Below are 12,650 nucleotides of genomic sequence, written 5' to 3'. Positions count from 1 at the left end.
TGCCGTTCACCTGAGTGGCCTCGTCCGCGGCCGTCGCCGTCCGCCGTCCGCCCACGTCCGCCGTCCCGGCCCGTGACCTCCACAGGGAGCGCAGACCCGTGCAAGGCACCGCCACCCACACACCGTCCGTCCCCCGCCCGGCAGCGCCCCGGCAGCGGCCCGCCGGCTCCGCCCGGCCCCCGGGCCCGCAGCCGGTGCACGCGGCGCTGATCTGCGTCGCCCTGCCCGCCCTCGCGATCTCCGGCGAGCGGGGGCAGCTCACCGGCGAGGGCCTCGACGGCTTCTACCGGAACGGGCGGCGCCTGCTGGCCCGGTGCCTGATCAGGGTGGACGGAGTCGAACCGGTGCCGCTCCAGGGCCGGTTGACGGACGCGGGCCGGGCCCGCTTCGTGGGCGCGGTGCGCACCGCCGCGGACGACGGCCCGGACCCCGCCGTCACCGTCGAGCGGCTCCGCGACGCGGAGGGCACCGAGCGCATCACCCTGCGCAGCGCCGCCGTCCGCGAGGCCAGGCTCGGCGTCGAGGTGTCCCTCGGGACGGACCTGGCCGAGCTGGGCGCCGTCGCCACCGGCGCCGCGGCCCCCGAGCTCCCCGCCGCCGTGCACGCCTCCGGGCTGCGCTGGTCGGCCCCCGGGCTGGACGCGGTGGTGACGGCCGACCCCGCGCCCGACGACGTCCTGGCCTCGGCGGGCCTGCTGTGCTGGGAGATACGGCTGCCGCCCGGCGGCGCACGGAGCATCGAGCTCCGGGTCCGGCCGGAGACCCCCGGCAGGCCGCTCCCCGTCCCCGGCTCCGCCGCCCGCGGCGGCGCCCCCTGGGGGGACGCCCAGGCGGAGGGCGACGATCCCCGGACCGCCGCCCTGTTCGCCGCCACCCTCGACGACCTGCGCGCCCTCCTCGTCCGCGACCGGCAGATCCCGGGCGACGCCCACCTCGCCGCCGGCGTCCCCTGGCGCTGCGGTCACCTGGCCCCCGCCGAGGCCCTGTGGGCGGCCCGGATGACCCTGCCCCTCGGCACGCGCCTCGCCGCGGGGACGCTGCGCACCCTGGCGCGCACCCAGCTCCCGGGCCCCGGCCCCGACCGGGGCCGCATCCCCGGGGCGCTGCGGCACGCCGGCGCCCACCTGCCCCCGGGGTGCACCGGCGTCGAGGCGACGCTCCTGTTCCCGGCCGTGCTCGCCGAGGCCTGGCGCTGGGGGCTGCCCGGCCAGGAGCTGGAGCCGCTGCTCCCGGCCGCGGAGCGCTGCCTGGCCTGGCTGCGCGCGGCGGCCGGCGAGGGCGGATACCTCGCCGACCCCCACCCCGGCGGGCCGTACCGCTGTGAAGTACAGGCCCACGCCCACCGGGCGGCCCTGCTCGGCGCCGACCTGCTGGAGGCGCACGGCCGTCCCGGCGCCCGGGAGTGGCGGGAGTGGGCCGCCGACCTCCGGCGCCGCTTCCGCGAGGACTTCTGGGTCGACGACCGCGGCGGCGGCCGGCCGGCGGCGGCCGTCACCCCCGACGGGCGGCCGGTGCCCCACCTGGGCTGTGCCGCCGCCCACCTCCTCGACACCGGCCTCACCGCCGGCGGCACCTTCGCCCCCGGGCTGCTGGACCGCGTGCGCACCGAGCAGCTGGCCCGCCTCCTGGGCAGCCCGTCCCTCGACTCCGGCTGGGGCCTGCGCGGCCTCGGCACCAAGGAGCCCGGCCACAACCCCCTCGGGCACCGCGGCGGAGCCGTGCGCGTCCACGAGACGGCCGTGGCCGTGGCGGGGCTCGCGGCCGCCGGGTTCGAGCGGGAGGCGGGCGGGCTGGCGCGCGGCGTGCTCGACGCCGCCGAGACCTTCGGCCACCGGCTCCCCGAGATGTACGCGGGGGAGCAGCGCACCGCGGGCAGCGCGCCGCTGCCGCACCCGGCGGCCTGCCGGCCGGCCGCGGTGGCCGCCGCGGGCGTCGTCCAGCTGCTGACCGCCTTCGCCGGTGTGCGGCCCGACGTCCCGTCCGGCGGGGTGACCGTCCGCCCGCCCGGCTCGGCGCCGCTCGGCGCCCTGCGGTTCACGGGGCTCAGCGTGGCCGGGCGGCCGTTCGCCGTACGGATCAGCAGGCTCGGCCTCGGCATGGTCGAGGAGGCCGCCGACGGCCTCCAGCTGGGGGTGTGACCGCATGCCCAGCGGCCACCCGGGAGGCCCGTCGCCGGTCGCGGCCGCCGTTGGACAAGAACCTGATTATCGTCAGGCAGACGACTATGATCGCGTCATGCCCTACGACCCGTCGGCCTTCCCGCCCTTCGCCGTCACCGTCGACCTGGTCGTGCTCACCGTACGCCGCCACGCCCTGTGCGCCCTGGCCGTCCGCCGCGGTGAGCCGCCCTTCCAGGGCAGGTGGGCGCTGCCGGGCGGATTCGTCCGGGGCGACGAGGACCTGGCGACGGCCGCCGCCCGCGAGCTGGCCGAGGAGACCGGGCTGCACGTCAACGACCCGGCCTGCCCGGCCCCCGCCAACGCCGCGCACCTGGAACAGCTCGCCACCTACGGCGACCCCCGGCGCGACCCCCGCATGCGCGTGGTCAGCGTGGCCCACCTCGCGCTCGCGCCGGACCTGCCCGCCCCGCGGGCGGGCGGCGACGCGCACAGCGTGCGCTGGGCCCCCGTGGAGGACCTGCTGGGCCAGGACGGCGTCGAGGCCGCCCCGCTCGCCTTCGACCACGCCCGCATCCTCGCCGACGGAGTCGAGCGCGCCCGCTCCAAGATCGAGTACTCCTCGCTGGCCACCGCCTTCTGTCCCCAGGAGTTCACCGTCGGGGAGCTGCGCCGGGTCTACGAGGCGGTCTGGGGCGTGGCGCTCGACCCGCGCAACTTCCACCGCAAGGTCACCGGCACCCCGGGCTTCCTCGTGCCCACCGGCGGCACCACCACGCGCCAGGGCGGCCGCCCGGCACAGCTCTTCCGCGCCGGCGGCGCCACCCTGCTGAACCCGCCCATGCTGCGCCCCGAGGCATAGCGCGGGTAATCCCCGGGAGCCGGGACACGCCCCTCCGGACACGCGCCGCGTTCCGCAGCAAATAGGACATATCGGGTTACCGTGCTGCGGAACGTCCCACGTTCCCGCGCACCCACGACGCCCGCGCGGGACGCCGTCCCCGCGAGGGAAGTCATGATCCAGGCCATCGGACTGACCAGCGTCCCCCGTCGCAACCGACCCCCCGCCGTCGACGACCTCACCTTCGAGGCCCTGCCGGGGCGCGTCACCGTCCTCCTCGGCGAATCGGGGGCCGGCAAGACCAGCGCCCTGCGCCTCATGCTGCGCCTCGACCCCGGCCGCGGCATCGCGCTCTTCCGCGGCCGCAGCCTCGACCGCGTCGCCCACCCGGTCCGCGAGGTCGGCGTCCTGCTCGGTGACGTCCCCGGTCACCCCGCCCGCACCGCCCGCGGCCACCTGCGGATGCTCGGGGCGGCCGCCGGCGTCCCGCCCCGGCGCGCGGACGAGGTCCTGGAGGTCGTCGGCCTCAGCGGCATCGCCGACCAGCGCATCGGCGACTTCTCCCACGGCATGGACCGGCGCCTCGGCCTGGCCGCGGCCCTGCTCGGCGACCCCCACACCCTCGTGCTCGACGAGCCGGCCGACGGCCTGTCCCCCCGGGAGACCTCCTGGCTGCACGGCCTCCTGCGCGGCTACGCGGACCAGGGCGGCGCCGTCCTCGTCACCTCCTCCTCCCCCGGGGAGGCGGCGCGCCTGGGCGACCAGGTCGTCACCATCCACCGCGGCCGCCTGGTGGCCGACCAGGAGGCCACCGTCTTCGCCCGGGCCCGGCTGCGGCCCAAGGTCGCCGTCCAGTCCCCGTCGGCCGCCAGGCTCGCCCACGTCATCACCGCCGAGTCCGAGGCCGCCGAGCCGTCCCCCGACACCCCTCCCGTGGAGGTCGTCCACGACGGAGGCAGCACGCTGTCCGTCTACGGCCGCAGCTGCGCCGTGGTCGGCGAGATCGCCCACCGCCACGGCATCCTGGTGCACCGGCTCACCGAGGAGACCGACACCGCCCCCCTGCCCCCGCTGCAGCGCGCCGACGGCCGCCGTCCGGCCGACGGCGACCCCGAGGCCGGCGAGGGGCGGACGCCCCCCGGCCCGCCCGCCCGCATCCAGCCGCCCCTCCCCGCCCCGGGCCCGGTCTGGCCCCTCCGCTACGAACTGCGCCGCGCCACCGGCGTGCGGACGGGCTGGCTGGTGGCGGCCACCGCGCTCCTGCTCTCCCTGGCGGCCTCCGTGCTCCTGGCCCGCGCGGGCGCGCCGGACCTCAGCCTCCTCGCCGGCTGGCCCGCCCCGCTGCCGCTGCCGCCCGCCGCCCTCGGCGCGGGAGTGCTCGGGGCGCTCGCCTTCGGCCAGGAGTTCCGCTACCCCGCGCTGGCCCCCGACGTCGGCAGCGTGCCGCGCCGCCTGGCCCTGCTCGGCGGCAAGCTCGCCGTCACGGCCCTCGCCGCCCTGCTGCTGGCCTTCGCCTCGGTCGCCCTGGACGCCGGAGCGGTGCGGCTGCTCTTCGGCGGCACGGTGACCGTCCTCCCGGACGCCTGGGGCACCGCTCTCGTCGGCTGGGCCGCGCTCACACTCGGCTGCGCCTGGGCCGGACTGCTCGCGGCGGGCCTGTTCCGATCGACGCTCCTGGGGGTTGCGGCGGTCCTCGTGGTGCCGGCGCTGGTGGTGCCGATGGTGAGCGCGGTCCTCGCCCGGCCCGCGGCCCGCTCCCTGGCCGGTCTTCCCGAGCGGCTGCGCTCCACGGCCCTGCTCCAGTGGCCGGACGGTATCGACGAGGGGCTCTCGACGGCGCTGCGGGTGATCGCCCAGCCCGTCGGATGGGCGCTGGTCCTGTCGCTCACCGGGCTGCTCACCGCCTACGTCCTCACGCTGCTGAGGGGGCGGCCGCGCTGAGGCTGTGCTAATGCGGACGAGGGGCCGTTCCGGCGCGCCGCCCGGAGGCGGCGCCGACGCAGAGTGACAATCCGTTCGTCGGCCGAGAGGGAAAGATGGTCGTCATGAGCCGGGGATATGCCCGGGGGCAGCCTGTTGACGGTCCGCCTCCGAAGGCCGTGGCCGTAGCTCTGTGTACTCGCTCAACTCCGCAGCGTGCCCAATTGTGTCCGTTTGGGCGTCAATTGTGAGGTAATGGGCGATCACCCTTTCGTGTGCTTTTCACCAAAGACCTCAAGGCCCGTCGGCCCGTCGCCGACAAAGGAAGCGTGAGTACCCTTGCGCACACCATGATGACCGCGGCTCGCCCCGCCGACTCCGGACTGACGGGCCCGGGCGAGCTCGACCGATACTCCTACGCAGAGCCCCCAGGGGCCGACCGCGGCTCCGCGCACGCCTGGGACGGCGACGCGGAGCTGGGGCGCGCCGGGCGCCGGGCGGCCGGCAGCCGCGGCCGGGGGCTGCACGGCCAGCTCGTACAGCAGCTGGGGCAGATGATCGTCTCCGGTGACCTGGGCGCCGACCGCCCGCTCGTCCCGGAGGAGATCGGGCAGCGCTTCGAAGTCTCCCGCACCGTCGTCCGCGAGTCGCTGCGCGTCCTCGAGGCCAAGGGCCTGGTCAGCGCCCGTCCCAACGTCGGCACCCGCGTCCGTCCCGTCAGCGACTGGAACCTCCTCGACCCGGACATCATCGAGTGGCGGGCCTTCGGCCCCCAGCGGGACGACCAGCGCCGGGAGCTGTGCGAGCTGCGGTGGATCATCGAGCCGCTGGCCGCCCGGCTGGCCGCGGGTCACGGCCGCGAGGACGTCCAGCAGCGGCTCGCCGACATGGCGGAGATCATGGGACACGCCCTGGCGCAGGGCGACTCGCTCACCTTCTCCCGCGCGGACGCCGAGTTCCACACCCTGCTCCTCCAGGTCGCCGGCAACCGCATGCTGGAGCACCTCTCGGGCATCGTCTCCGCCGCCCTGCACGTCTCGGGGGCGTCCGCCGGCGGCTGCGACCGTCCGACCGACGCCGGGGTGGGGCACCACCTGCGGATCGTCGACGCCGTCGGCGCCGGCGACGCCGCGGCCGCCGAGTCGGCCATGCGTCAACTCCTCGTCTCCCACCCGGAGGTCGAGCGCGTGGTGCCCGCACCGCGCGAGCACTGACCGCGGAGCGGGGCCGTACGGACAGGGAGGTACGCGCGGGACTGCTCGTCCGCCCCGCGCGTACGGCCGCGGCGGCCGTGCGGACGGCCATCGCGTCGTGGATCTTGGGGCGGGCTGCACGGAGGTGTAGCGATCTGCCCGGTTCCATGGACTTTCAACCTCTATGTGGTGTGACTCGGGCCACGGGGATTGGGCGTAACGCTCCTTGAGGCAGTGCGATGACTAAAGAGGTGGTGGCCGCGGAGGGAATACGAGCCTCGTTCGAGGCGCTGTGTTGCACCGCACCAGCACCCGCGCCGTCGGTCATCCTTGCCGGCGGTCGTCGGCTCCGGTCCGCAGCGGACGGAGCCGGAAGCCGTTTCCATCGTTCCGAGAGGTTGTTCGTGTCGGCCAGCACATCCCGTACGCTCCCGCCGGAGATCGCCGAATCCGAGTCTCTGATGGCGCTCATCGAGCAGGGAAAGGCCGAGGGGCAGATCGCCGGCGACGACGTGCGTCGGGCCTTCGAGGCTGACCAGATTCCGCCAACCCAGTGGAAGAACGTCCTGCGCAGCCTCAACCAGGTCCTCGACGAGGAGGGTGTGACGCTGATGGTCAGCGCGGCAGAGGCGCCCAAGCGCACCCGCAAGAGCGTCGCAGCGAAGAGCCCGGCGAAGCGCACCGCCACCAAGGCCGTCTCCTCCAAGACGGTGACGTCCCGGCAGGCGGCCGCCACGGCCACCTCCTCCGCCGCCTCCGCGGCGGGCGGTTACGGGGACGAGGCGGGCGACGAGGCCGTGGCACCCGTCAAGAAGGCCGCCGCCAAGAAGACGGCCGCGAAGAAGACGGCGGCCAAGAAGGCCACCGCCAAGAAGGCGACGGCCAAGAAGGCCACCGCCAAGAAGGACGCCGACGAACTGCTCGAGGACGAGCTGGTCGAGGAGACCCCGCTCCCGGGCAAGGGCGACGAGGAGGAGGAGACCGGCGAGAGCAAGGGCTTCGTCCTGTCCGACGAGGACGAGGACGACGCGCCCGCGCAGCAGGTCGCCGTGGCCGGTGCCACCGCCGACCCGGTCAAGGACTACCTCAAGCAGATCGGCAAGGTCCCCCTCCTCAACGCCGAGCAGGAGGTGGAGCTCGCCAAGCGCATCGAGGCCGGTCTCTTCGCCGAGGACAAGCTGGCCAACGCCGACAAGCTCGCGCCCAAGCTCAAGCGCGAGCTGGAGATCATCGCCGAGGACGGGCGCCGCGCCAAGAACCACCTGCTGGAGGCCAACCTCCGTCTGGTCGTCTCGCTGGCCAAGCGCTACACCGGCCGCGGCATGCTCTTCCTGGACCTCATCCAGGAGGGCAACCTCGGTCTGATCCGCGCCGTCGAGAAGTTCGACTACACCAAGGGCTACAAGTTCTCCACGTACGCGACGTGGTGGATCCGCCAGGCCATCACCCGCGCGATGGCCGACCAGGCCCGCACCATCCGTATCCCGGTGCACATGGTCGAGGTCATCAACAAGCTCGCCCGCGTGCAGCGCCAGATGCTCCAGGACCTGGGCCGCGAGCCCACCCCGGAGGAGCTGGCCAAGGAGCTCGACATGACCCCCGAGAAGGTCATCGAGGTCCAGAAGTACGGCCGTGAGCCGATCTCCCTGCACACCCCGCTGGGCGAGGACGGCGACAGCGAGTTCGGTGACCTCATCGAGGACTCCGAGGCCGTCGTCCCGGCCGACGCGGTCAGCTTCACCCTGCTCCAGGAGCAGCTGCACTCCGTCCTGGACACCCTGAGCGAGCGCGAGGCCGGCGTGGTCTCCATGCGCTTCGGCCTGACCGACGGCCAGCCCAAGACGCTGGACGAGATCGGCAAGGTCTACGGGGTGACGCGTGAGCGCATCCGCCAGATCGAGTCGAAGACCATGTCCAAGCTGCGGCACCCGTCGCGCTCGCAGGTCCTGCGCGACTACCTGGACTGAGCAGCGGCACACGGCGACATGGCGGGGCCCGGTTCCCTCTTCGGAGGGGCCGGGCCCCGTCGTTTCCGGATGCGGGGACGGCCGGCGGGGTTGACTCTGGGTGTGCAAGGGACTCCCTCGCGTCAGGAGGTCGTATGCGTGCCGTGGGCCGGTCGCTGGCCGTCGCGCTCGCCCTGCTGCTCGTGCTGCCGGGCGCCACGTCCGCGGACGGACGGGTGGTCGTGGGGGGACAACCGGTCAGGACCTCGGACGTGCCCTGGGTGGTGGCCCTGGCGAGCCGCGAGCGGTTCGGCTCGACGCGGTCCGGCCAGTTCTGCGGCGGCGTCGTGGTGGGGCCCAGGACCGTGGTCACCGCGGCCCACTGCCTCACCCGCGAGGTGCTGGGCACCGATCCCCGCGAGGCCAAGGACCTGCGGGTGCTCGTGGGGCGTGACGACCTGCGCGGCGCGGAGGGGACGGAGGTGCCCGTCCAGGAGGCCTGGGCCAATCCCGGGTTCAACGTCATGACGAACGCGGGGGACATCGGCGTCGTCACGCTGGCGCAGCCGCTCCCCGCCACCCATGTGATCGGGATGGCGCAACGCGGCGAGACGGTCTACGGGGCGAACACCCCGGCCGTCGTCTACGGCTGGGGCGACACGGTGGGCAACGGCGCCTACTCCGAGACGCTGCACGGCTCCCCGGTGCTGGTGCTGGCGGACGAACTCTGCGAGCAGGCCTATCCGGGCGGGGTGGAGGGTGCCTTCAACCGCGCCTCCATGCTCTGCGCCGGCTGGCCGGAGGGCGGCAGGGACGCCTGCCAGGGCGACAGCGGAGGCCCCCTCGTGGCGGGAGGGCGGCTGGTCGGGATCGTCTCGTGGGGGAGCGGCTGCGCCCAGCCGGGGCGTCCGGGGGTCTATACGCGCATCTCCGCCGTTTCCAGGATGGTCACGGCGCACAGTGCGGACGGACGGCCGACGGGCGGGCAGGGGCCGCCTCAGACGGGTCGGCCCGCGGTGCCGTCGTGAGGGAGGAACGCACGACGACGGGCGGCCTCCCCCGTGGGGGCCGCCCGTCGCCGCCCGGCCGCAGGGGGCCGGGACACGCTCGTCGTGGGTGCGATGTGTCGGCGTTCCGCCGGGGGATCCGGCAGTCCGCGGAGCGGACTCAGCGGTCCTCGTCGGACGCGGAGGCCGGGACGGCCGTCAGTCGCTCCGTCTCGTCCTGTATCTCCGCGGCGATCTTCTTGAGCTCCGGCTCGAACTTGCGCCCGTGGTGGGCGCAGAACAGCAGTTCGCCGCCGCTCAGGAGAACGACGCGCAGGTAGGCCTGAGCGCCGCACCGGTCGCAGCGGTCAGCGGCCGTCAGCGGGCTCGCGGGGGTCAGAACAGTAGTCACGTCGCCTCTTCTCTAGCTCGACGAGCTGTCGTACCAGGGTCAACATCCAACCAGGCCGAAAACGTTCCCGCTCGTGGCTTTTCCTCGAAACTTCCTTCCGAGTGAGCCGGATCTTGACCTTTGGCGGCGAATGAGCCGTATCGCTTGGGTTTACGGTTTCACATCGCTAGGGGTTTCCGTCCTCCCGGCCGGCTTGCCGGGTTGTTCTTGAGGACGTGCCCGGAGCCTAAATGGTTCATGCCTCCAAGGGAACGTGATGTGCACGTCACCCCATCGAGTCATCGAACCTGCGTTCGATACTCGACTAGCATGGCCGGTGCCGCGGGTGGCGGCACAAAGGCTCTACCGGGCCTCGGTACCCTCTGAACGGCGACCGAGCCAGCCACAGCGCCCCGAGGTGGGCCAGAAGAAATTCAGCGAGGAGCGAACCGCGTGACCGCCGAGACGTCCGTGCCGTCCACTGCATTGCTGACCGGGGCAGACCGGGACGGATCCAACTACACCGCGCGGCACCTGCTCGTCCTCGAGGGGCTCGAGGCCGTCCGCAAGCGTCCGGGCATGTACATCGGTTCCACGGACAGCCGTGGCCTGATGCACTGCCTCTGGGAGATCATCGACAACTCGGTCGACGAGGCGCTCGGCGGCTACTGCGACCGCATCGAGGTGATCCTCCACGACGACGGCTCCGTCGAGGTCCGCGACAACGGCCGGGGCATCCCGGTGGACGTCGAGCCCAAGACCGGCCTGTCCGGCGTCGAGGTCGTCATGACCAAGCTGCACGCGGGAGGCAAGTTCGGCGGCGGCTCCTACGCCGCGTCCGGCGGTCTGCACGGCGTCGGCGCCTCCGTCGTCAACGCGCTCTCCGCCCGGCTGGACGTCGAGGTGGACCGCAACAGCAGGACCCACACGATCAGCTTCCGCCGCGGCGTGCCCGGCATCTTCACGGAGTCCGGCCCGGACGCCCCCTTCGACCCGGCCAACGGGCTCCTCAAGGGCAAGAAGGTGCCCAAGACCCGCACGGGCACCCGGGTCCGCTACTGGGCGGACCGGCAGATCTTCCTCAAGGACGCCAAGCTCTCCCTGGAGACGCTGCACGGCCGCGCCCGGCAGACCGCCTTCCTGGTGCCGGGCCTGACGATCGTGGTCCGCGACGAGCGGGACCTCGACGGCACCGGCGTCAGCGAGGAGGTCTTCCGCTACGACGGCGGCATCAGCGAGTTCTGCGAGTTCCTCGCGCAGGACAAGGCCGTCTGCGACGTGCTGCGGCTGAGCGGCCAGGGCACGTTCAAGGAGACCGTCCCGGTGCTGGACGACCGCGGGCACATGACGCCCACCGAGGTCACCCGGGAGCTCGGCGTGGACGTGGCGCTGCGCTGGGGCACCGGCTACGACACCACGGTCAAGTCCTTCGTCAACATCATCGCCACCCCCAAGGGCGGCACCCACGTGGCCGGTTTCGAGCGGGCGGTCACCCGGACCGTCAACGAGGTGCTGCGCTCGTCCAAGCTGCTGCGGGTCGCCGAGGACGACGTGGTCAAGGACGACGCCATGGAGGGGCTCACCGCGGTGGTGACGGTGCGCCTGGCGGAGCCCCAGTTCGAGGGGCAGACCAAGGAGGTCCTGGGCACGTCGGCCGCCTCCCGGATCGTGGCCAACGTGGTCGCCAAGGAGCTCAAGGCGTTCCTGACCTCGACCAAGCGCGACGCCAAGCAGCAGGCCCGGGCCGTGCTGGAGAAGGTCGTCGCGGCCGCCCGCACCCGCATCGCCGCGCGCCAGCACAAGGAGGCCCAGCGCCGCAAGACCGCGCTGGAGTCCTCCTCGCTGCCGGCCAAGCTCGCCGACTGCCGCAGCGACGACGTGGACCGCAGCGAGCTGTTCATCGTCGAGGGCGACTCGGCGCTGGGCACGGCCAAGCTGGCGCGGAACTCCGAGTTCCAGGCACTCCTGCCCATCCGCGGCAAGATCCTCAACGTCCAGAAGTCGTCCGTCTCGGACATGCTCAAGAACGCCGAGTGCGGCGCGATCATCCAGGTGATAGGGGCCGGGTCGGGCCGGACCTTCGACATCGACGCCGCACGCTACGGGAAGGTCATCTTCCTCGCGGACGCCGATGTGGACGGTGCCCACATCCGCTGTCTGCTGCTGACGCTCTTCCAGCGCTACATGAGGCCGATGGTGGAGCAGGGACGGGTGTTCTCGGCGGTTCCGCCGCTGCACCGGGTGGAGCTGATCCAGCCCAGGAAGGGCCAGGACAAGTACATCTACACCTACTCGGACAACGAACTGCGGCAGACCCTGCTGGAGCTGGAGCGCAAGGGCATCCGCTACAAGGACTCCGTGCAGCGCTACAAGGGGCTCGGCGAGATGGACGCCGACCAGCTCGCGGAGACCACGATGGACCCGCGGCACCGCACGCTGCGCAGGATCAACATCAGCGACCTGGAGGCCGCCGAGCGCGCCTTCGACCTGCTGATGGGCAACGAGGTGGCGCCGCGCAAGGAGTTCATCACCAACTCGGCCGCCACGCTGGACCGCTCGCGCATCGACGCCTGAGCCTCCACCCCCGGGTGGAGAAGGGGCCCCGGGCCGGGGAACGATCTCCACCCGGGGTCCACCCGTACTCCGATCCGTGGCGCCGGAGCGGTCCGTAGCGTCGGGTGTGTCGTTCCGCGGCGTCCGGTGAGGGCCGGACCGCGTGCGACCGTCGTGTCCGCGCTCCACGGAGGTCTCCCATGTCCGGTCCGCTCACCGTGCCGGCGATCGTCGCCCTGGTGGCGCTGCTGGTCGTCCGCCAGATGAAGCCGCAGAAGGTGGCCTCGGGCTCCCGCCGGTGGTGGGTCGTCCCGGCGGTACTGACCTTCGTCGCCCTCCGCGAGCCGGGGCTGGTGGACGCCGGGCACCGGGTCGCGTCCGTGGGCCTGCTGACGGCCGGCGTTCTCCTCGGCATCGCCACGGGCGCCGCCTGGGCGTGGACGACCCGCATATGGACCGACGACTCCGGGGCGATATGGGCCCGGGGCACGAAGGCGACGGGGGCCGTCTGGGCCGGAGGGATGGTGCTGCGCCTGGGCCTGATGGGGATCGGCCTGCTGATCGGTGTCCACCAGGGCGCTGCGGGAGCCATGCTGACGGTCGCCGCCATGCTGCTGGCCCGCTCGGCGGTCGTTCTGCACCGGGCCGGGCGTGGGGTTCCGTCGTACGGTGTCGTTGCCGGTGGATGAGGCCTGCGCCCCGG

At 73.6% G+C, this 12,650-nt stretch carries 9 protein-coding genes; 8 read left to right on the top strand and 1 reads right to left on the bottom strand.

The annotated features are described in order from the left end of the window. Positions 1-98 precede the first annotated feature (98 nt). The 6 genes from AC230_RS17205 to AC230_RS17180 all read left to right on the top strand — a co-directional run bounded on the left by AC230_RS17205 (position 99) and on the right by AC230_RS17180 (position 9,045). Positions 99-2,138 carry a glycogen debranching N-terminal domain-containing protein gene (locus tag AC230_RS17205; protein WP_078871330.1) on the top strand — a complete coding sequence of 680 codons (2,040 nt, stop codon included), beginning with the start codon at positions 99-101 and terminating at the stop codon, positions 2,136-2,138. A 97-nt stretch (positions 2,139-2,235) separates the two neighbouring features. Then, on the top strand, positions 2,236-2,979 hold the full coding sequence (locus AC230_RS17200) for an NUDIX hydrolase (protein WP_049717149.1): 744 nt from the start codon (positions 2,236-2,238) through the stop codon (positions 2,977-2,979). Positions 2,980-3,132: 153 nt separating this feature from the next. Continuing rightward, positions 3,133-4,899, top strand: coding sequence for an ABC transporter ATP-binding protein (locus AC230_RS17195; protein WP_049717148.1), 1,767 nt, complete (start codon positions 3,133-3,135; stop codon positions 4,897-4,899). A 254-nt stretch (positions 4,900-5,153) separates the two neighbouring features. Continuing rightward, positions 5,154-6,092, top strand: a complete 939-nt coding sequence (locus AC230_RS17190; protein ID WP_078871329.1) for a FadR/GntR family transcriptional regulator — start codon at positions 5,154-5,156, stop codon at positions 6,090-6,092. Between the two features lie 383 nt (positions 6,093-6,475). Next, a complete protein-coding gene (locus tag AC230_RS17185; RefSeq protein WP_078871338.1) occupies positions 6,476-8,038 on the top strand; it encodes an RNA polymerase sigma factor in 1,563 nt (520 codons plus the stop codon). Positions 8,039-8,172: 134 nt separating this feature from the next. Continuing rightward, positions 8,173-9,045: a S1 family serine peptidase gene (locus tag AC230_RS17180; protein ID WP_049717145.1), complete on the top strand. Its 873-nt coding sequence runs from the start codon at positions 8,173-8,175 to the stop codon at positions 9,043-9,045. Between the two features lie 139 nt (positions 9,046-9,184). Here AC230_RS17180 and AC230_RS17175 read toward each other — a convergent pair whose 3' ends face one another. Continuing rightward, entirely contained in the window at positions 9,185-9,415 is a 231-nt protein-coding gene (locus tag AC230_RS17175; protein WP_004949045.1) for a DUF7455 domain-containing protein, read from the bottom strand. A 432-nt stretch (positions 9,416-9,847) separates the two neighbouring features. On the opposite strand from AC230_RS17175, the gene AC230_RS17170 reads away from it, so the two are divergent. Further along, complete coding sequence (locus AC230_RS17170) at positions 9,848-11,968, top strand: DNA gyrase/topoisomerase IV subunit B (RefSeq protein WP_049717144.1); 2,121 nt, start codon at positions 9,848-9,850, stop codon at positions 11,966-11,968. 179 nt (positions 11,969-12,147) lie between these two features. After that, a complete protein-coding gene (locus tag AC230_RS17165) occupies positions 12,148-12,636 on the top strand; it encodes a hypothetical protein (protein WP_049717143.1) in 489 nt (162 codons plus the stop codon). The last annotated feature ends 14 nt before the right edge of the window (positions 12,637-12,650 follow it).

Origin of the sequence: Streptomyces caatingaensis (genome assembly GCF_001187435.1) — a bacterium.
GTDB classification, from domain to species: Bacteria; Actinomycetota; Actinomycetes; order Streptomycetales; family Streptomycetaceae; genus Streptomyces; species Streptomyces caatingaensis.
This window is presented reverse-complemented; position numbering and strand designations above follow the sequence as displayed.